The organism is Nonomuraea africana (genome assembly GCF_014873535.1).
Classification (GTDB): domain Bacteria; phylum Actinomycetota; class Actinomycetes; order Streptosporangiales; family Streptosporangiaceae; genus Nonomuraea; species Nonomuraea africana.
On record NZ_JADBEF010000001.1, the window covers coordinates 3,773,115 to 3,791,222 of the forward strand.

19 protein-coding genes and 1 pseudogene are annotated in these 18,108 nt (G+C 72.0%); 5 read left to right on the forward strand and 15 right to left on the reverse strand.

Going from position 1 to position 18,108, the window contains the following annotated elements:
* Window positions 1–115: 115 nt before the first annotated feature.
* The 9 genes from H4W81_RS17865 to H4W81_RS17905 form a co-directional block, all read right to left on the reverse strand.
* On the reverse strand, window positions 116–1,444 hold the full coding sequence (locus H4W81_RS17865) for a glycosyltransferase (protein ID WP_192775862.1): 1,329 nt from the start codon (window positions 1,442–1,444) through the stop codon (window positions 116–118).
* 2 nt (window positions 1,445–1,446) lie between these two features.
* Complete coding sequence (murJ, locus tag H4W81_RS17870) at window positions 1,447–3,045, reverse strand: murein biosynthesis integral membrane protein MurJ (RefSeq protein WP_318781791.1); 1,599 nt, start codon at window positions 3,043–3,045, stop codon at window positions 1,447–1,449.
* Window positions 3,046–3,109: 64 nt separating this feature from the next.
* Window positions 3,110–3,943, reverse strand: coding sequence for a hypothetical protein (locus H4W81_RS17875; RefSeq protein ID WP_192775864.1), 834 nt, complete (start codon window positions 3,941–3,943; stop codon window positions 3,110–3,112).
* 1 nt (window position 3,944) lies between these two features.
* Window positions 3,945–4,913, reverse strand: a complete 969-nt coding sequence (locus H4W81_RS17880) for a copper transporter (RefSeq protein WP_192775865.1) — start codon at window positions 4,911–4,913, stop codon at window positions 3,945–3,947.
* Window positions 4,910–6,106, reverse strand: coding sequence for a putative cytokinetic ring protein SteA (steA, locus tag H4W81_RS17885; RefSeq protein ID WP_192775866.1), 1,197 nt, complete (start codon window positions 6,104–6,106; stop codon window positions 4,910–4,912). Before steA ends, H4W81_RS17880 begins: the two co-directional genes overlap by 4 nt.
* A gap of 73 nt (window positions 6,107–6,179) precedes the next feature.
* Window positions 6,180–7,913, reverse strand: coding sequence for a DNA repair protein RecN (recN, locus tag H4W81_RS17890; protein ID WP_192775867.1), 1,734 nt, complete (start codon window positions 7,911–7,913; stop codon window positions 6,180–6,182).
* Window positions 7,914–7,963: 50 nt separating this feature from the next.
* The gene (locus H4W81_RS17895; protein ID WP_192775868.1) at window positions 7,964–8,863 is read right to left on the reverse strand and encodes an NAD kinase; all 900 of its coding nucleotides are present in this window, start codon (window positions 8,861–8,863) and stop codon (window positions 7,964–7,966) included.
* On the reverse strand, window positions 8,860–9,672 hold the full coding sequence (locus H4W81_RS17900; RefSeq protein ID WP_192775869.1) for a TlyA family RNA methyltransferase: 813 nt from the start codon (window positions 9,670–9,672) through the stop codon (window positions 8,860–8,862). The genes H4W81_RS17895 and H4W81_RS17900 overlap by 4 nt, the downstream gene beginning before the upstream one ends.
* Entirely contained in the window at window positions 9,669–9,815 is a 147-nt protein-coding gene (locus tag H4W81_RS17905) for a hypothetical protein (protein ID WP_183662050.1), read from the reverse strand. Before H4W81_RS17905 ends, H4W81_RS17900 begins: the two co-directional genes overlap by 4 nt.
* 153 nt (window positions 9,816–9,968) lie before the next feature.
* Between H4W81_RS17905 and H4W81_RS17910 the strand changes: the two genes are divergently transcribed.
* A complete protein-coding gene (locus H4W81_RS17910) occupies window positions 9,969–10,316 on the forward strand; it encodes an SCP2 sterol-binding domain-containing protein (protein WP_192775870.1) in 348 nt (115 codons plus the stop codon).
* Window positions 10,317–10,337: 21 nt separating this feature from the next.
* Here H4W81_RS17910 and H4W81_RS17915 read toward each other — a convergent pair whose 3' ends face one another.
* Window positions 10,338–11,297, reverse strand: coding sequence for an HAD-IIA family hydrolase (locus H4W81_RS17915; protein ID WP_192775871.1), 960 nt, complete (start codon window positions 11,295–11,297; stop codon window positions 10,338–10,340).
* Window positions 11,298–11,390: 93 nt separating this feature from the next.
* Here H4W81_RS17915 and H4W81_RS17920 point away from each other — a divergent pair, with 93 nt between their 5' ends.
* Complete coding sequence (locus tag H4W81_RS17920) at window positions 11,391–11,765, forward strand: TipAS antibiotic-recognition domain-containing protein (RefSeq protein ID WP_225958679.1); 375 nt, start codon at window positions 11,391–11,393, stop codon at window positions 11,763–11,765.
* Between the two features lie 110 nt (window positions 11,766–11,875).
* Here the strand turns inward: H4W81_RS17920 and H4W81_RS17925 are convergent, their stop codons facing one another.
* A complete protein-coding gene (locus H4W81_RS17925) occupies window positions 11,876–12,310 on the reverse strand; it encodes a tetratricopeptide repeat protein (RefSeq protein WP_192775873.1) in 435 nt (144 codons plus the stop codon).
* Window positions 12,311–12,429: 119 nt separating this feature from the next.
* On the opposite strand from H4W81_RS17925, the gene H4W81_RS17935 reads away from it, so the two are divergent.
* Entirely contained in the window at window positions 12,430–13,920 is a 1,491-nt protein-coding gene (locus H4W81_RS17935) for a DUF1015 family protein (RefSeq protein ID WP_225958680.1), read from the forward strand.
* Between the two features lie 153 nt (window positions 13,921–14,073).
* On the opposite strand, the gene H4W81_RS17940 is transcribed toward H4W81_RS17935, so the two are convergent.
* Entirely contained in the window at window positions 14,074–14,349 is a 276-nt protein-coding gene (locus H4W81_RS17940) for a helix-turn-helix domain-containing protein (RefSeq protein WP_192775874.1), read from the reverse strand.
* Window positions 14,350–14,654: 305 nt separating this feature from the next.
* Here H4W81_RS17940 and H4W81_RS48680 point away from each other — a divergent pair.
* Window positions 14,655–14,765 (forward strand): annotated as a pseudogene (locus H4W81_RS48680) (M24 family metallopeptidase); the annotation flags it as partial.
* A gap of 51 nt (window positions 14,766–14,816) precedes the next feature.
* Here the strand turns inward: H4W81_RS48680 and H4W81_RS17950 are convergent.
* From H4W81_RS17950 to H4W81_RS17960, 3 genes are all read right to left on the reverse strand, one after another.
* Complete coding sequence (locus H4W81_RS17950; RefSeq protein WP_192775875.1) at window positions 14,817–15,467, reverse strand: FMN-dependent NADH-azoreductase; 651 nt, start codon at window positions 15,465–15,467, stop codon at window positions 14,817–14,819.
* Window positions 15,468–15,556: 89 nt separating this feature from the next.
* Complete coding sequence (locus H4W81_RS17955) at window positions 15,557–16,867, reverse strand: FAD-binding oxidoreductase (protein ID WP_192775876.1); 1,311 nt, start codon at window positions 16,865–16,867, stop codon at window positions 15,557–15,559.
* Entirely contained in the window at window positions 16,864–17,538 is a 675-nt protein-coding gene (locus tag H4W81_RS17960) for an LLM class flavin-dependent oxidoreductase (RefSeq protein WP_192775877.1), read from the reverse strand. Before H4W81_RS17960 ends, H4W81_RS17955 begins: the two co-directional genes overlap by 4 nt.
* A gap of 64 nt (window positions 17,539–17,602) precedes the next feature.
* Between H4W81_RS17960 and H4W81_RS17965 the strand changes: the two genes are divergently transcribed.
* Window positions 17,603–17,953 carry a winged helix-turn-helix transcriptional regulator gene (locus H4W81_RS17965; protein ID WP_318781792.1) on the forward strand — a complete coding sequence of 117 codons (351 nt, stop codon included), beginning with the start codon at window positions 17,603–17,605 and terminating at the stop codon, window positions 17,951–17,953.
* The last annotated feature ends 155 nt before the right edge of the window (window positions 17,954–18,108 follow it).

The following is an 18,108-nucleotide window of genomic DNA, read 5'->3' on the forward strand; positions in this document are numbered from 1 at the left end:
TGGACCGGCAGCCCCGGGAGCCCCATGGAGCGGGGCGAACCGTGATGACGAGGCTGTCGCGAAGGGATACTCCCCTCCCTAACCCAAGCAGTATAGGAGAACGCCCCTGCCCCGCCTAATCATCCTCGCCCGCCGACGACGTCCGGTAGGCCGCGAGCGCCGCCTCCACCGCGTCTTCCGCGTCGGGAAGCTCCGCTCCCCTCCGCGCCGCGGCCTCCGCCAGACGCCGCCTTTCGCCCGGATCGCCGACCACTTTCCGTACGGCGGCGCGCATCGCCTCCACGTCTCCGTACGGCACCAGCACGCCCGCCCCGCCCATGAGCTCGGGGATCCCGCCCACGGCGGTGGCGACGACGGGCTTGCCCGCCATGAGCGCCTCGCTCAGGCTCAGCGGCTGGCCCTCCCAGCGGCTCGGCCACACGACGAGGGTGGCGGCGGCCAGGAGGTCGGGAACGTCGTCCCTGTTGCCGAGCAGCAGGACGGGCAGCCGTTCGGCGTCGATTCTGTCCTGCAACACCTCACGCAACGGCCCATCCCCCGCTACCACGAACAACAGCTCCTCCCCGCCCTCGGCCTCTCCAGGACCTCCTCCGGCCGCGCCACCGGGCCGGTCTCGCTCTCCAGGAACCTGCGAACCCTCCGCCGCGACGTCGAGCAGGGTGTCGAGGCCCTTCTGCTGGGCCAGCCGTGCCACGGTCAGTACCACCGGCCGCTCTGCCGCGCCCAGCTCCTCCAGCACCTCCCGCACGGACCGCGTGGCCGCCCGCGGCGGCGGGGCTGGGACCACGGCGGCGCGCACGTCGCGAGCGCCCAGCGCCCGCATCCGGTCACCGAGGTCGGGCGAGACCACCAGCACCCGATCGGCCCCGCGCGCGACGACCCGCTCCAGCACCCCGTAGACCGCGCCCACCAGCCCCCCTGCGGTCAGCGCGTTGTGCAGGGTCACCACCAGCGGCACCGCCCAGGCACCCCTCCGCGACGTAAGGACACCCTTCCGCCTCGTGAAGACGCTCGCCAGCACCCTCAAGGCGCTCGCCAACGCCGTCAGGGCGCCGCCCAACGCCCCCCTTCGCGCATGGCCGCCTGCCCGAGCACCCGCTCGCGCCATAGGGGCGCCCGTCTGCGGGCCCGTCCGCGAGGGGAAGGCGCCCGCCAGCGCCGTAAGGGCGCCTGCCCGCAGGCCGTGGGCGTGCACGACGTCCGCCTCCCTCAGACAGCGCCTGATCCGGGCCACCGCCCTGACGTCGTTGACGGGATGCGGCCGGTCCGAGACGGGCACGGGCGCGAAGGCGGCCCCCAGCGCCCGGAAGCCGAACTGCTCCTCCACGCTGTCGGGCCCGACCACGAGCACCTGGTGGCCGCGGCGCAGCAGCCCTTCGGCGAGCATCACGACGTGCCTGCCCGTGCCGCCCGAGGTCGTGCCGAGCACGAAGGCCACCCGCATCGTCAACCACCCATCCGAGACTCGTCACGACGGCGCCGGGGCAGCATCCCGGCCAGCGCCGCCGCGTCGGACCTGTCGACAAGGGCGACGACCACGGCCCCGACGGCCAGCGCCACGCACCCGGCCAGCAGCGCGACGCCCGTCAGGGCGGGCAGCCCGCTCGCCGGCAGCAGCGCGACGAGCCACGACCCGGCCGCGAAGCCCGCGCCGCCGCCCGCGACGGCCGCCAGGGTCGCCCGAGCCACGCCCTGGACCGGTGCGGCCCCGCGCGCCCGGACCACGGACACCAGCAGCCATCCGCCGCCGACCGTCATACCGACGGTCATGCCCAGCGCGAGGCCGCCGACCTGCCAGCCTTCGGGGAAGGCCAGGACGAACACGGTCTGGGCGACCATGGTGACCACCCACCCCACCACGGTGCCGGTCGCCGCCGCCCTGCCCCTGTCCGCCGCGTAGAGGACCCTGCTCAGGTGGGCGATCAGCCCGTAGCCGACCAGCCCCGGCGCGAACAGCGCGACCGCGCGCGCCAGCTCGGGCGGGGGCACGTCGGTCAGCCGCCCGAGGAAGACGACCGCGCCGGGGCCCGCCGCCGCGGCCAGCGCGCCGGCGGCCAGGCCAGAGACCAGCACCACGGCTCTGGTCGTGCGGGCGGCCAGCGCGCCGAACGCCTCCCACGACCCCGCGGCCGCGTGTGCGGACAGGCCGGGGAAGGCGCTGGTGGCGATCGGTACGGCGAGCACCGCGTAGGGCACGAGGTAGATCGCCCACGCGTAGGTGTAGACGACCAGCGCGCCGCCGCCGATCGTGTTGTTCGACAGCACGAGCACCACCACCATCGTGGCCTGCTGGGCGAGCAGGCCGGCGATTCCGGCCATGGCCAGAGCGCGGACCTTGGCCCCCACCCCCTCCGGGAAGCGCAGCGTGGGCCGCAGTTTGAGACCCAGCCCGAGCATCGGCCCGATGACGGTGAGGACGAGGGAGAGCACGCCGAGGCTGGTGCCGACGGACAGCGCCAGCTCCGCGGCGCCCGGCAGGCTGGCCGGGTCTCTGCTGTCGTCGCTCAGCGGGACGAACAGCAGGTAGGCCACGATGACCACGATGCTGGAGACCAGGGGCGCGACCGCGGGCCCGGCGAAGCGCTGGTGCGACTGCAGGACGCCGTAGAGGACGACGGCCAGGCCGTACAGCGGGATCTGGGGGGCGAAGACCACCAGCATGCGGGTGGCGACCGCGGTCACGGCGGCGGCGTCGCAGTCGTGGAAGGCGAACAGCCCCATGATCGGCCCGGCCAGCAGGGCGGTGAGCACGGCGAGCGGGACGAGGACGGCCAGCACCCAGGTGAGCAGCGCCGAGGTGATCCGGCCGACCTCGGCCCGGCCGGACGCGCTCGCGAGCACGGGGACGACCATGCCGGCCAGGGCCCCGCCCACCACGACCTCGAAGACGATGTTGGGGATCTGGTTGGCCGTGGCGTAGGCCGTGCCGAGGCAGTTGGTGCCGACGGTGCGAGCGAAGACGGCTTGCTTGGCGAAGCCGGTGATCCTGGCGAGGATCGTGATCGCGCCGATGAGCAAGGCGGCGCCCGCCACCCCCCGCGTCACCGCCCACCGCCTCCCCGAAGGCCCGCCGACATCAGAGGACATCCTGGCAGACGCGACCGACAACTCACGCGGGGCGGCGGCCCAGCATATCGATCCTGTTGAGCACCGGGTTGCCCGCGATGACCTTGGTGAAGCTGACCTTCTCCGAGGCCGCGGTCAGCGCGGCGACCGTGCCCAGCAGCGCGAACCGGCCGCGCCGTCCCATCGTGGTCACCGCGGCCAGGCCGAGCAGCGCGCCGAGCGCGTTGGCGCCGGCGTCGCCCAGCATCGCCCGCTCCCCCAGGTCTTCGGGCAGCAGCGCCAGGCCCGCGCCCAGCGGCGCCGCGACCAGGGCGGCGCCGACCGGGTCGCGCCTGAGCAGGCGGGCCGCCAGCAGCGGGCCGCCCGCCAGCAGCCCGACCTTGATGGCCCGGCCCGGACGCAGGTCGAACAGGTTGGCCAGGTTCGCGCTGCCCGCGATCGCCGCGCCGTTGACCAGGGTGTCGAGCGGCCCGCGCGAGACCAGGGCGGCCGCGCCGAGCCCGGTGGCGCCGATGCCGAGGATCTTGACCGCGCCGCTGGTGACTTCGCCCCTGGCCAGGGCCGACAGGTGCCCCTTGAAGCCCTTGGAGGACGTCGCGCCGTAGAGGTCGTCGTAGGCGCCGAGCGCGCCGCTGCCCGCGCCCGCGAGCACCGCGGCCAGCCGCGCCTTGGCGGTAAGACCTGGTGCGATCGCCAGCGCGCCCGTCGCGCCAGCGACGAACGCGGGGCCCTCCAGCAGGGTGAGGGTCTCGCCCCTGTGGTTGGTGCGGTCCCACTCCTTGGAGCGGGCCTTGGCGGTGAGGGCGGTGTAGGCGGCCCTGGCCGCGACGGCGCCGAGGACGGCGCCGGCGAGCGCGCCTAGCAGAGCACGAGCCATGTCAGCTCCCTGACGTGGTGGGCGAAGGGGTCGCGGCGGAGGAGGCCGGCAGGAACTCCGAGGCGTCGGCGCCGATGCCGTACTGGCCGGCGCGGCCCTCCAGCTGCTCCCGGAGAGAGTAGACGACCACGACGCGGCCCGCGGGCATATCGAGGGTGTCGACGGAGGAGACCTTCGCGGCCACGTCGCCGGTGTCGCGCAGCGCGGCGATGACCCCGCCCGGCTGCGTGGCGGTGATCACGCCCGTGAGCGAGGTGCCCTGGGAGCCGGCGTCGAGCCCCCCTGCCAGCGAGACGAGCGCGCCGGCCTGGACCTGCGCCTTGTCTCCGGTGTACGGCGTGTCGGGGGCCAGGATCAGCGCGAGCGTGGCTCTCTTGGCCGGGGTGCCGTCGATGGTCAGCAGACCGGCCCCGTCGAAGGCGTCGAGGACGCCCGCCGTGGCGGTGTTCTCGGTGCCCGCCTGAGCGTCGTCGGCGGTGACGAGGGTGGCGGCCAGCAGCGCGGCGGCGTTCTTGTACGGATCGGTGCCGGGCAGCGTGAGGCCCCCGGGCTTGAGCGGCACCGTCAGCTGGCCGATGAAGCTGGCCTGCGCGGGGTCGATGAACTTCTCCATGATCGTGATCTGTCCGCTGATCGTGGCGCCCGCCTCGGTCAGCACCTGCACGGTCTGCTCGCGCAGGGTGCCCGAGCTGCCCGGCGCGGCGACGAGCAGGACGCTCTCGCCGGTCAGCTGCCCGCGCACCAGCGCGGGGATCTCGGCGGTGACGAAGTCGTCGTTGCCGGCCTCCCTCGCCTGCAGCGCCGCGAGCTGGTCGCGGTAGTCGTTGTTGGACTTGCGCAGGACGTCAGCGGTCTGCAGGGCCGACTCGATCGCCGGATTGGACAGCAGCGTCGTGCCCATCACGATGCCGACGGCCAGCGCCAGGAAGATCGCGACGATGGAGACGAGGTGATAACGGAAATCGATCACGAGAAGAGTCCGACCAACCAGAAGATGAAGGAGTTCCAGGCGTCTTGGAGGCTGATCAACCAGGTCTTGCCGATGGGCGACATGAAGATCGCCACGCTCATGGTGATCATCGCGGTGATCACCAGCAGGATCAGCTGGGAGGTGGAGATGCGGCTGCGGTACAGGCGGCTGACGCCCTTGGCGTCGACGAGCTTGCTGCCGACCCGCAGCCTGGTGAGGAAGGTGCTGGCCATGCCGGAGCGGCCCTTGTCGAGGAACTCCACCAGCGTCGCGTGCGTGCCGACGGCGACGATCAGCTCGGCGCCCTTGTCGTCGGCCAGCAGCATCGCGATGTCCTCGCTCGTGCCGGTGGCGGGGAAGATCACCGCGTCTCGGCCGAGCTGGTGGACCCGCTCGAGACCCGGCGCGCGGCCGTCGCGGTAGGCGTGCACGACCAGCTCGGCTCCACAGGTCAGCGCCTTGGCCGAGACGGAGTCGAAGTCTCCGACGATCAGGTCGGGCAGGTAGCCGGCCTCCAGCAGCGCGTCGGCGCCGCCGTCGACGCCGACCAGCACGGGGCGATACTCCCTGATGTACGGCCTGAGCGCGGCGATGTCCTCTTTGTAGTGGTAGCCGCGCACCACGATGAGGACGTGCCGATCGTCCATCGAGGTGCGGATGTCGGGCACGCCCACCCCGTCGATGAGGAGCTTGCCCTCTCCCCTGACGTACTCCATGGTGTTGACGGCGAAGGCCTCGATCTGCACCGAGAGCCCTGCCCGCGCCTCGGCGAGCGCAGCCTCGATCGTCTCCGGCGTCTGGACGTCGCCCTTGCCGATCACTTCCTCGTCGAGGTAGACGACGCCGTCGTGCAGCCTGACGACGTCGCCGTCGCGCAGCCGCTCGAACAGCTCCGGCGAGGCGCCGTCCACGAAGGGGACGCCCGCGTCGACGATGATCTGCGGGCCCAGGTTGGGGTAGCGGCCGCTGATGCCGGCGGCCACGTCCACCACAGCCGCCACGCCACACGCGACCAGCGCCTCCGCGCTCACCCGGTCAACATCGACGTGATCGATAATCGCGATTTCACCGGACTTGAGGCGCTTGGTCAGCCTCTTCGTCCTTCGATCGATCCTCGCCACTGCCGTGACACCGGGAAGGTCGTTGACCTTCCTACCGCGGAGGCCCGGAATCTTGTTCGCCGGAACCTTCATCAAGACCATCCTGCCAGAGCGAGCGAGCGGGGTGGTCGCGGACAGCGCGGCGTGTCAGATTTGTCACGGAGGATCACCGATCGGCAGCGGCCATTCCCAGGAGCTCTTCGGCGTGGGCTCTGCCCAGTTCGGAGTCCTCCAAGCCGGCCAGCATGCGCGACAGTTCGCGGACCCTGCCGTCGTGGTCGAGGGTGACGACGCCGCTGCGCACCACGCTGCCGTCGCCCGCCTTCTCGACCACCAGGTGCTGGTCGGCGAAGGCGGCGACCTGCGGCAGGTGAGTGACGACTATCACCTGGGCGGTGCGCGCCAGCCGGGCCAGGCGCCGCCCGATCTCGACCGCGGCCTTGCCGCCGACGCCGGCGTCGACCTCGTCGAACACGAACGTCGGCACGGGGTCGGCGCCCGCGAAGACCACCTCGATGGCCAGCATGACGCGGCTCAGCTCGCCGCCGGACGCGCCCTTGTTCAGCGGGAGCGGTGGGGCGGCGGGGTGCGCGGACATGCGCAGCTCGACCTCGTCGACGCCCTCGGGGCCGAACTCGTCGGCCTGGGTGAGCTGCACGACGACCCTGGCGTGGGGCATGGCCAGCGCGGTCAGCTCCTCGGTGACCGCGGCGCCGAAGCGCTCGGCGGCGGCCGTCCTGACCTTGGTGAGCTCGGCGGCCAGCTCGCCCAGCCTGGCGCTCAGCTCCTCGTGCTCCCTGGTCAGCTCCTCGATGCGGTCGTCGTCGCCCTCGAGCTCGGCCAGCCGGGCGGCAGACGCCTGCGCCCAGGCCAGGACGCCCGCGCTGTCCTCGGCGTACTTCCTGATCAGCCCGGACAGCGCGGCGCGGCGTTCCTGCACGGCCGCGAGCCTGGCGGGGTCGGCCTCGATCGACTCGGCGTAGGCGGCCAGGTCGGTGGCCACGTCGGAGATCAGGTAGCCGGCCTCGGCCAGCCGGTCTGCCACGCTGGCCAGCTGGGGGTCGAAGTCGCGCACCGCCTCGACGGCCGTGCGGGCCTCGCCCAGCAGGGAGATCACGTCGCGGGTGCCGCCGGAGGGGTCCATGGGGTCACCGAGCAGGGCGGTGTGCGCGGTGGTGGCGGCACCGCGCAGTGCGTCGGCGTGGGAGAGCCGCTCCTCCTCCGCGCGCAGCTCGACGTCCTCGCCCCGCTTCGGGTCGACCTTCTCGATCTCCTCCAGGCCGAAGCGGAGCAGGTCGGCCTCCTGCGCCCGCTCCCTCGCCTTGGTGGTGAGCTCCTCCAGCAGGGTCGTGACCTGCTTGTGCCGCTTGTAGGTCTGCGCGTAGGCGCGCAGCGGCTTGACCAGGTCTTCGCCGGCGTAGCGGTCGAGCGCGGCGCGCTGCCTGGCGGGCTGGAGCAGCCGCTGCTGGTCCATCTGGCCATGCACGGCCACCAGGTCGTCGGCCAGGTAGGTCAGCGTGCCGACGGGGACCGTGCGCCCGCCCAGCCACGCGCGGGAGCGGCCCTCCGCGGAGACGGTGCGCGAGATGATCAGCTCGCCGTCCTCGACCTCGCCGCCGACGTCCTCCACCTGCTGGGCGACGCGGCCGTTCGACTCGACGACGAGCGTGCCCTCCACCGTGGCCTTGTCGGCGCCGGGGCGCACCCTGGCGGGGTCGGCGCGGCCGCCGAACAGCAGCCCGAGCCCGGTGACGACCATCGTCTTGCCCGCCCCTGTCTCGCCCGTGACCACGTTGAAGCCGGGCGAGAGCTCAAGGACGGCCTCGTCGATGACGCCGAGCCCCTGGATGCGGACCTCCTCGACCCTGGGTCGCACTGGCCACTCCTGTCCCGTCGACATAGCCGAACACCTGTGCGCATGCGATCCTACGCGCTACCGTCACCATTGACTCAGGGACGCACCCTTCCGCGCCAGCCCTGTACAGGCAATTCGAACTTGGCGACCAGCCTGTCGGTGAACGGGGCGCCGGTGTTCTCGATGCCGTGCAGGCGGGCCAGCCGTACCGGATGGGTGGATCTGCGGACCTCCACCCTGGTGCCCGCGGGCAGATCGAAGCGGCGGCGGCCGTCGCACCACAGCACGCCGCCCGGCGTGTTGGGCAGGATCTCCGCGGCCAGCGTGGCGCGCGGCGAGACCACGAGCGGTTTGGCGAACAGCGCGTGCGCGCTGATCGGGACCAGCAGCAGCGCCTCGACCTCGGGCCAGACGACCGGGCCTCCGGCGGAGAAGGCGTAGGCGGTCGAGCCGGTCGGGGTCGCGCAGATCACCCCGTCGCAGCCCCACCGCGACAGCGGCCGCCCGTCGACCTCGACGACGACCTCGAGCATGCGCTCGCGCTTTTCCACCGTGGCCTCGTTGAGCGCCCAGGTGTCGGCGATGATCTGGCCGTTCTGCCGGGCGGTCACGTCGAGCGTCATGCGCTCCTCGACGTCGTAGCGGCCCTCGACCACGGAGTCGACGGCGGTGGCCAGGTCGTCGACTTCGGCCTCGGCCAGGAAGCCGACGTGGCCGAGGTTGATGCCGAACAGCGGGGTGCCGGCGGGCCTGGCGATCTCGGCCGAGCGCAGCAGCGAGCCGTCGCCGCCGAGCACGATCATCATCTCGGCGTCCTTGGCCGCGCTGGGGTCGGACGGCATCACCTCGACGCCCCTGCGGCCGATGTCCTCGGACTCGGCTTCGAGCACCCTGACCGAAAGGCCCGCTTCGAGCAGCCTGTCGATCACCAGGTGGGCGCTCTCGATCGCGGCTTCCCGCCCGGTGTGAGCGGTGACGAGCACCGTGCGCTTCATTGCGGCCCCTCCGCCACTGCCCGCCCGATCGCGGCCTCGAGATCCTCGACCGCGGGCTCGCCCTCTCCCTTGCCCAGCCAGAGCAGGTACTCGACGTTCCCCGACGGACCCGGCAGCGGGCTCGCGGTGACGCCGCGCACGGTCAGCCCCAGCTCGACGGCCTTGGCGGCGGCGTCGCGCACCGCTCCGGCCCGCAACTCGGGGTCGCGCACCACGCCGCCCGCGCCGACGCGCTCCTTGCCCACCTCGAACTGCGGCTTGACCAGCATCACGAAGTCTGACTCGGGGGCGGCCACCCTCACCAGGGCGGGCAGCACGAGCCGCAGCGAGATGAACGACAGGTCGCCCACGATCAGCGAGGGCGCCTCGCCGACCATCTCGGGCGTGAGGTCGCGGACGTTGACGCGCTCCATCACCGTGACGCGCTCGTCGGTGCGCAGCGACCAGGCCAGCTGACCGTAGCCGACGTCGACGGCCAGCACGTGGCCGACGCCGTGGCGCAGCAGGACGTCGGTGAAGCCGCCGGTCGAGGCGCCCGCGTCGAGCGCTCGGCGGCCCGCCACCCGGAGCTTGGGGAAGGCCTCGAGGGCGCCGAGCAGCTTGTGGGCGCCGCGCGAGACGTAGTCGGGCCCTTCGGCCGACTCGGCCACGACGATCGCCGAGGCGGTGTCGACCTGGGTGGCCGGCTTGGCCGCCACCTGACCGCCGACGCTCACCCTGCCGTCGGTGATGAGCTGGGCCGCCTGCTCGCGGGATCGGGCCAGGCCCCGCCGGACGAGCTCGCTGTCGAGCCTGACGCGACGGCTCACTGGTCGTCCACCGAGGCCAGCGTCTCCTCCAGGGCCGAGAACGCCTCCTCGAACACCTTCACGTGATCGCTCACGGGCAGCGACTCCGCCTGGACGAGGCCCGCCACCACCGCGTCGACGCGCTCGTCACCGATCTCCATCATGTCTTCGACCGTATCGGACCGCACCGACACTCTGCCGACCCCCTCGTGCGTTGGGCAGGGTGGGCCGGGTTTTCTGGCGTGCCGGATTTCCCATGCGCCCCATGTGGAACGCTACCGTCCGTAGGAACGGCGAGAACGGGGAGGACGACCAGCATGGCTACCCTCGAGGAGTGCAGGGCGGCGCTTGGCAGGCTCGTCGAGCAGTTCGACGAGATCGACGAGGAGTCAAGGGCCAAGCACGTGGTCGAGCGGACCGTCAGCTGCCGGATCTCCGACCTCGACGTCATGTTCTACGGCCGGCTGCACCACGGCGGCCTCGACCCTTTCGACCAGACGCCGCCCGCCGACGGCAGGCCCGCCGACGTCAAGCTGACCATCACGAGCGACGACCTGATCGCGCTGGTGGACGGCGAGCTCGACCTGGCGCGCGCCCTCCTGGGCGGCCGAGTCAAGATCGACGCCAGCTTCGGCGACCTGCTGCGCCTGCGCCGGCTGCTGTGACCCTCTTCCCTCCCCGCGGTCTCAGACTCGCAGCGTCTCCAGCGCGGGCTTGAGCGCGTCCTCGTCCATCCGCCCCTCGCCGGCCGCCGCCCACGCCGCCGCGCAGGCCGTCCTCAGCCCCTCGATCCACCCACCGTCGCCGTCGAGGTACAGCAGGCCGTCCGACCACCTGGCCCGCCAGCCCTGCCGTACCCGCGGATAGGGCCGGTGCAGCGCCGACAGATCCTCGGCGACGTACGTCGGCCGGTGCTCGGGGGCGGCCGTCAGCACCTCGCGCGGCGTGGCGACGCCGGTGAGCACGAGCAGGCTGTCGACGCCCGCGTTGGTCGCGCCCTCGATGTCGGTGTCGAGCCTGTCCCCCACCACCAGCGGCCGCTCGGCCCCGGTTCGGATCATGGACTCGCGGTGCAGCGGCGGCGCCGGCTTGCCCGCGTAGACCGGCTCGACGCCGGTGGCCGTGGCGATCACCCGCACCATCGCGCCGTTTCCCGGCAGCTCGCCGCGGGCCGTGGGCATCGTGGCGTCGCCGTTGGCGGCCACGAACCAGGCGCCCTGCCGTACGGCGAGCACGCCCTCCGACAGCAGGCCGTACGACAGGTCGGGCGCGATGCCCTGCACCACCGCGACGGGCTCGTCGGCGGCCACGGTCACCGGGCGCAGCCCCTGCGCCCTGACGGCCATCCGCAGGCCCGTGCCGCCGACGACGAGCACGGGGGCGCCCGGCCGTACCCGCTCGGCGATCAGCCGCGCCGCGGCCTGGGCCGAGGTCACCACGTCCGCCGCCGTGGCGGCGACGCCCAGGTGGGTGAGGTGCTCGGCGATCGCGGCGGGGCTCCTGGAGGCGTTGTTCGTCACGTACGCCAGCCTGACCCGCCCCGCGGCCGCCGCCAGGGATTCCGCGGCATGGGGTACGGCCTGCCTGCCCAGGTAGACGACGCCGTCGAGGTCCAGCAGCAACGTGTCGTATCCGTCGATCAGCACCCGTGCCTCTTCTCCCGGTTGACTCTCACGCCGCGTGAGACTTTAGCGTTCTGCCTGGCTCTACCCAGGATGCGACGAAAGGTGAGAAACATCATGGACAACCCGTATGCCGATGAGGCGGCCGAGCGGTGGGGCGGCACCGACGCGTGGGCCGAGTCCCAGCGCAGGACCGCCTCCTACGGCGAGGAGGACTGGCGGAGGTGCATGGCCGAATCGGGGGAGATCTCGGCCAGGCTCGCGGCGCTGATGAGGTCGGGGGTGGCGGCCTCGAGCCGTGAGGCCACGGATCTGGCCGAGGAGCACCGCCTGCACATCTCGCGCTGGTTCTACGAGTGCACGCCCGAGATCCACCGGGGACTGGGTGAGATGTACGTGGCCGATCCCCGTTTCACCGCCACCATCGACGAGGCGGCGCCGGGGCTGGCCGAATACCTGCGCGCCGCCATCCTCTCCAACACCGCACACTAGGTACGGCGCCCCGCCTTGGCGCAAGACATCAGCGTGTCGGGCGCGCAGTCAACCAACAGATGCGCGCCTATTTTGGCGGCCGGCGCGGGGAGGGGGGAGACGATGTGGGTTCAGGCCTGACGGCGGGCGCGGAGGGTGGCGCGTACGCTCTTCAGCGCGGTCACGTAATGGCGCTCGTCGGGACGCATGGCGGCAGCGATGGCCAGCGGCTCCTGTGCCGCCTCCATGTCGCCCGTCCGCCACAGCGCCAGTCCGAGACCGAAGTAGGCGTAGTCCTCTGCCGGGTTGGCGTCGACGATCCACCGGAAGGTGCAGGCCGCCTGCGCGTACTGTCTGGAGTTGAACTGTGCCCTGGCCAGCGCCTCCCTGATGCTGCGCGAGTCGGGTTCGGCCTCCGCCGCGCGCTCGAGCAGCGCCGCCGCGGCCGCGGGGCTGCCGTCTTTGAGAAGTCCGATCCCGCGCTGGTACCAGTCGTACACGTCCCCAGCGGGAGCCCCTTGACCAGGGGTGGGGGAATCTTCGGGGCCGTTTTTCCCTTGGGTCATGTGTGAGGCCTCCTCAATCGACAGACGACAGATCCGACCGATTCCCTGATGAACCGGGCACCGCTGCGTCCTTGGAGCAGTCCCTGGGTGATTCAGGCCTTTATGGGAGCATGCCCGGTATGGCGAGTCCTGAACTGCCGGTGCCGGACGGGCTGGTGCTACGCCCGTTCCGCGGCGTCCGTTTCACTGTCGATGATCCCGCGGGGGTCACCTCTCCTCCGTACGACCTGATCTCCGACAGCGATGTCCAGGAGCTCCTGGATACCCATCCCAACAACGTCGTCCGCCTCATCCTTCCGAGTCCCGGCGCGCGGGCCACGCGCAACTCGAATGGCGCGCCCGCCTGGCAGACCGCGCCCGACTCCGGTGCGCGGTCCTCAGACGCTCCAGCGGCCTCAACGCCTGCGGCGCCGACCTCCGGGGAAGCTGCCACCTCACCTGGGGCTCCCAGCTGGGCTACAGCGCCGTCCTCAGCCTCAGAAGCCCGAGCAGCCCGAGAGGCCGATTCGGGGGGCGCAGCGGATTCCGAGGGCGCGTCCGCCGAGCCGTACGGTCAGGCCAGGAACACCCTGCGCGCATGGCTGGAGTCGGGCGTGCTGATTCGCGATGACGAACCCGCGCTCTACGTCTACGAGCAGTCGGGACCCGGCGTGCTCCAGCGCGGCCTGATCGGCGACGTCGGCCTGGCCGCACCCGAACAGCGGATCATCCTGCCGCACGAGAACGTCATGCCGGGCCCGATCGCCGACCGTCTGTCCCTGATGAGCACGACGCAGGCGAACCTGGAGCCGATCTTCCTGCTGTACGACGGCGGCGGCCCCGCCACCCGCCTCGTCGACACCGTCGCCACCACGCGTCCCCCGCTGGTGGAGGCCGTGACCCGCGACGGCATACGGCATCGCCTGTGGGCCATCACCGACACCGGCGAGATCGACCTCATCAACGCCGACCTGCACGGCAGGCAGGCGTTGATCGCCGACGGCCATCACCGTTACGCCACCTACCGGGTGCTGCAGCGGCAGGAGCACGCCACACGCGGGTCCGCCGGGCCGTGGGACTTCGGCCTGAGCCTCCTTGTCGACTCCACCGTCTATCCACCCGACCTCAAGGCGATCCACCGGGTCCTGCCCTGGCTGCCGCTCCCAGAGGCCATCACCAGGGCCAAGGGCTCGTGGCAGGTGCGCGACTTCGACTCGCTGGAGTCGGGCCTGGAGGCCCTGGAGTCGACCGCCGATCCCGCCTTCCTTCTGGCGGGCAAGAGCGGCACGTCCCATCTCCTCACCGACCCCGACCCGTTGCAGCTGGCCCATGCCATGCCCACCGACAGGTCGGCCCGGTGGAACGCGCTCAATACCTCGGTGCTGACGGAGTTCGTGCTGCCGAAGGTCTGGGGGATGCAGGACGACGAGCAGAACGTCCGCATCGTGCACCACGACCCATGGGCGGCGGTACGGCTGGCCGCTCGCACCGGCGGGACCGCGGTGATCCTCAAGCCGCTGGCCGTGGAGGATGTGCTGGCGGTGGCGGCGGAGGGCGAACGCGTTCCTCGCAAGTCCACCTCCTTCGGCCCCAAACCACGCACGGGCCTGGTCCTCCGTACGTTCGACTAAGGGGTCCGCTCTCGAAGTCCTTCGGGGGTTGACCTGAGGGTCCGCGCCGTGCCGAGAAGACAGCGTCGAACTGGTGCCATGCGGCGAGGGCCGGCACTCCCGTGCCATGTCAGGAACATCCGCCTTTCGGCCGGACGGCAGGTCTCCTGACGTTCACGCCGACATGGCCTGGCCACCGCCGTCGGCATCCTCTGCGCAGGCTGTGGCCAGGTCGTCCAGCGACAGGTCCAGCGCGTGGGCCAGGGCCACCACGGTGAAGAAGGCCGGGGTCGGGGCCCGGCCGGTCTCGATCTTGCGAAGTGTCTCCGCGGACACCCCGGCCGCCGCTGCCACGTCCACCATGCTGCGGTCACCGCGGACCTCGCGGAGCAGGGCCCCGAACCCCTCTCCACGTTGCCGCTCTTGCGGGCGCAAAGGAACTCTCACCATATCCGTGATACTAATACCGGCATAAGTATTGGGTAGCGTCGCATCGCAGGGAGTCGCGACACATGGTGGAGATCAAGACCGACACGGCACTGGAGACGATGCGTGAAGCCGGACGCGTCGTGGCCTAGGCCCTCGCAGCCGCCCGCCAATCGGCAGCCGTGGGGGTCCGGCCTGCGCGAGCTCGACGAAGCCGCCCGCACCGTCGTGACCAAGGCCGGGGCGCGCTCTCCGTTCCTGGGCTAACAGCCCTCCTTCGCCCCCACCCCCTTCCCAGGGGTAATCTGCGCCTCCGTCACGACGCCCTCGTGCACGGCATCCCCGACGACTACCGCCTGCGCGACGGCGACCTGGTCAGCATCGACTGCGGAGCCGAACTCGACGGCTGGACCGGCGACGCCGCGATCAGCTTCACCGTCGGCACCCCCGTCCCGGTCCCAGTGGCAGGGACGCACACGGCGTTCTCGTGTTTACGCGGCGAGGCGTTCGGCGAGGGCCTTGGCCTTGGTGGTCGCGTCCTGGAAGGCGCGGTCGCGGGAGGTTTCGAAGAGCGGCACCAGTTCGGCCATGGCCGGGTTGTGCGGGGCCATGGTGAGTTCCGGGACGATGAAGTCGAGGTCGAGGGCGAGCATGTCGGCGAGGGTCGCCGTCAGGTAGTTCTGCACGTACTCGTAGGGCTCCTTCGGGGTGCCGGGTGCGTAGGAGCCGCCGCGGCTGGCGACGACGGTGACCGGGGTGCCCTTGGCGGAGGGGTTCTCGCCCGAGGTGCGGCCGAAGAGGATCACGTTGTCCAGCCAGGCCTTGAGGGTCGAGGGGATCGTGTAGTTGTACATCGGCGCGCCGATCAGCACCGCGTCCGCACGCTCCAACTCCTCGATCAGCTCCAGGCGTTCGGCGAAGGCGGCGGCCTGCTCGGGAGTGTGGGCGTCCGGATCGGCGAACCCTGCAGTGTGGGCGTGGGCGGTGATGTGCGGGACGGGGTCGACGGAGAGGTCGCGGTAGATCACCGTGCCCTCCGGGTGCTGCTCCTCCCAGATCTTGCGGAAGGTCTCCGTCACGGCGCGGGAGGCGGAGGCGCCGCCCGGGAAGACGGACGAGTCGATGTGCAGCAACGTGGCCATGGAGTATCTCCAGTACTGGTGACTTGAAAGGGCGGGTGCTCGCGGCGGGTGCCGCGGGCTCGTGGTCGGCGAGGTCGAGGCGGTCGCGTTCAGGCCGGTGGCCGGGGGCGCAGGACGCCGTCGGGGTCGTAGCGCTTCCACAGGTCGGTGACGCGGGAGCCGGTCGGTCCCGGGTAGGCGCGGGCGAACGTCGCCTCGTCGGGGGCGCTCTCGAAGTTCACGTAGGCGCCGTCGGTGTGCGGGGCGAGGGGGCGCCAGGCGGCGGCCAGTGTGGCGGGGGCGTCCGGCGGGAACGCCGAGGCGACGACGAGGGTGTTCTGGTGGCGGTGGGCGAACGCGGTGGCCGAGGGGGCAGGGTCGTGGGTCGCGCCGCCGAGTGAACGCAGCTGGATCAGGACCGGGTCGGGGCCGGCCGACGCGGTGACCAGTGCGCGGGCGGCGTTCGGGGTCATGTCGGTGAGCAGTCCGTTGGTCGTGCTGGCGGGCATCTGCCCGGAGTTGGCGTGCAGATGGTGCGGTGGGACCAGCTCGGTGTAGGGGACGACGTGGGCCTGCCGGGCCATCACGTCGCCGATGCCGAGCAGCGGTTCGACGGCGTCGCGGATGACGGACGGGCGGTCCGAGGCCACGACCGCGGTGATGAACGCGGCAGTGCCGGTGCCCTGCGAGGACAGCATCACCGCCGTCGACAGCTCGCGCGGCGCCTGTGCCATGACGTCGGCCCAGCGCCGCAGTGTCTCCCCGGCCGGGTCCACCGCCGCGACCAGCTGTGCGTGGCCGACGTCACGAAGCTCCATGGCCTCGATCTCGAAGGCCACCGCGATCCCGGCACCCGCGCCGGCCCCGCGCATCACCCACAGCAGGTCGGGCTCGGCCTCGGCATCGGCGCGCACGGCCGATCCGTCGGGCAGGACGACCTCGACGGCACGGATGTGGTCGATGGTGAGCCCGTACTGCCGCACGAGCCAGCCGACGCCGCCCCCGGTGGCGATGCCGCCGACTCCGACGTTGCCGTGGTCGCCCGAGCTGATGGCGAGCCCGTGCGGGGCGAGCGCCTGGGCGACCTGGGCCCAGCGGGCGCCCGCCTCGACGCGGACCAGCCGGGAGCCGCGGTCGAGGACGTCGACCCGGTGCAGCGCGCTCAGGTCGATGACGAGATTGCCGTGGTTGGTGCCGCTGCCGGACAGGCCGTGCCCGCCGCTGCGGACGGCGACCCGAAGGCCCATCTCCCGCGCGAGCCGCAGCGCCGCCGCGACGTCACCCGCGGACTCGGGCAGGACCACGGCGGCCGGGCGGCCCACGGTGGTGTAGGTGGAGCGGAGCGGCCGGTAGCGGCGGTCGTCGGGCGTGACCACCTTGCCCGCGAGCTCGGCCGGCACGGTGGAGAAGGTGTCGTTCATCGCCCGCTCCAGATTGCGTCGACGCGCTCGCGGACCGCGGGCACGACCTCGCCGGCGAAGAGCCCGAGCTGCCGCTCGGGGTCGGTGGCGAGCCAGAAGACGAAGGTGTCGAAGCCGAGTTCCACGGCCCACTCGGCGAGCGTGTCCACCCACCGCCGCACCCCGCCCACGAGCCCGGGTCCGTCTCCGTGGTCACCGATCACGCCGATCACGTTGTAGACGCGCCGCAGTGTGCTCGGGTCGCGGCCCGCGTCGGCGGCCGCCTCGTCGATGATCCGCTGACGTGAAAACGCCACCATGTCCTGTCCGCGTCGCGCCGGTCCGCCCATTGAGGCGATGGCGTTGGGGATGCCGCCCCCGCCGACACCGAGCTGGATCCGTCCGTCGGTCAGCACGCTCAGCGACGCGGCGGCCTTGGCAAGCATCGCCGGCGGACGCAGCTGCAGGTCGGCGACGTCGGTGAGGAAGGAGACGCGGTCGGTGACCGCCGACAGGTGCGTGATCAGGGTCCAGGCGTCGAGGCGTCCGGGCTGGTACGGGTGGTCCTGGACGGCGAGGTAGTCCAGGCCCGAGTCCTCCGCCGTCCGCGCGAGACGCCGGGTCAGTGCCCATGTCCCGGCGCAGGGGTCGAGGCTCACTCCGAAGGAGAGTTGGCGTCCGTAGTCGGTCATGAGTCCAGGGTGGGCCAGATCGCCGCGCTGGCAAAACGGTGGGTAAGGTGCTAATCTTTTGTAAGTGAACTCCATTCATGACGACACCTGCCCGAGCTTCGAGGGCATCCTCGAAATGGTCGGACGCCGCTGGACGGGTTCGGTACTGCAGGCTGCCGCCCAGGGCGCCCGGCGCTTCGGCGAGTACCGGGCGATGATCGACGGCATCTCCGACCGGCTGCTCTCCCAGCGCCTGAAGGAACTCGAGGCCGCGGGCCTCATCGAGCGCACCGTCATCCCCACTACGCCCGTACAGATCCGCTATCAGCTGGCCCCGGACGGCCAGGCACTGGTGAACGCCCTGTTGCCGCTCGCGCAGTGGAGCATGCACCGCTCGGGCCCCAGGGGAGCGGGGCGGGTTCCGTCGTCGACGTAGTCCCCGGATACGCTCGTACAGGAGGCACGCGCACTCACTCCGTCGGCTCGGAGGACCCAGGCCGTCGGCGAGCGCGGCTTTTCAGTTCGGTGCGAGGCCAACTGCCTGGGCCTGACCAGCGTCACCGGCCTAAGCGAGGACGCCGCCCGCGCAAG

Excerpts from the sequence above, each read along its gene's own strand:
- H4W81_RS17865 (WP_192775862.1), bottom strand. The coding sequence starts at position 1,444 with ATGCGGGTGGCCTTCGTGCTCGGCACGACCTCGGGCGGCACGGGCAGG.
- H4W81_RS17875 (WP_192775864.1), bottom strand. The coding sequence starts at position 3,943 with ATGGCTCGTGCTCTGCTAGGCGCGCTCGCCGGCGCCGTCCTCGGCGCC.
- steA (WP_192775866.1), bottom strand. The coding sequence starts at position 6,106 with ATGAAGGTTCCGGCGAACAAGATTCCGGGCCTCCGCGGTAGGAAGGTC.
- recN (WP_192775867.1), bottom strand. The coding sequence starts at position 7,913 with ATGTCGACGGGACAGGAGTGGCCAGTGCGACCCAGGGTCGAGGAGGTC.
- H4W81_RS17895 (WP_192775868.1), bottom strand. The coding sequence starts at position 8,863 with ATGAAGCGCACGGTGCTCGTCACCGCTCACACCGGGCGGGAAGCCGCG.
- H4W81_RS17905 (WP_183662050.1), bottom strand. The coding sequence starts at position 9,815 with ATGATGGAGATCGGTGACGAGCGCGTCGACGCGGTGGTGGCGGGCCTC.
- H4W81_RS17910 (WP_192775870.1), top strand. The coding sequence starts at position 9,969 with ATGGCTACCCTCGAGGAGTGCAGGGCGGCGCTTGGCAGGCTCGTCGAG.
- H4W81_RS17920 (WP_225958679.1), top strand. The coding sequence starts at position 11,391 with ATGGACAACCCGTATGCCGATGAGGCGGCCGAGCGGTGGGGCGGCACC.
- H4W81_RS17925 (WP_192775873.1), bottom strand. The coding sequence starts at position 12,310 with ATGACCCAAGGGAAAAACGGCCCCGAAGATTCCCCCACCCCTGGTCAA.
- H4W81_RS17935 (WP_225958680.1), top strand. The coding sequence starts at position 12,430 with ATGGCGAGTCCTGAACTGCCGGTGCCGGACGGGCTGGTGCTACGCCCG.
- H4W81_RS17940 (WP_192775874.1), bottom strand. The coding sequence starts at position 14,349 with ATGGTGAGAGTTCCTTTGCGCCCGCAAGAGCGGCAACGTGGAGAGGGG.
- H4W81_RS17950 (WP_192775875.1), bottom strand. The coding sequence starts at position 15,467 with ATGGCCACGTTGCTGCACATCGACTCGTCCGTCTTCCCGGGCGGCGCC.
- H4W81_RS17955 (WP_192775876.1), bottom strand. The coding sequence starts at position 16,867 with ATGAACGACACCTTCTCCACCGTGCCGGCCGAGCTCGCGGGCAAGGTG.
- H4W81_RS17960 (WP_192775877.1), bottom strand. The coding sequence starts at position 17,538 with ATGACCGACTACGGACGCCAACTCTCCTTCGGAGTGAGCCTCGACCCC.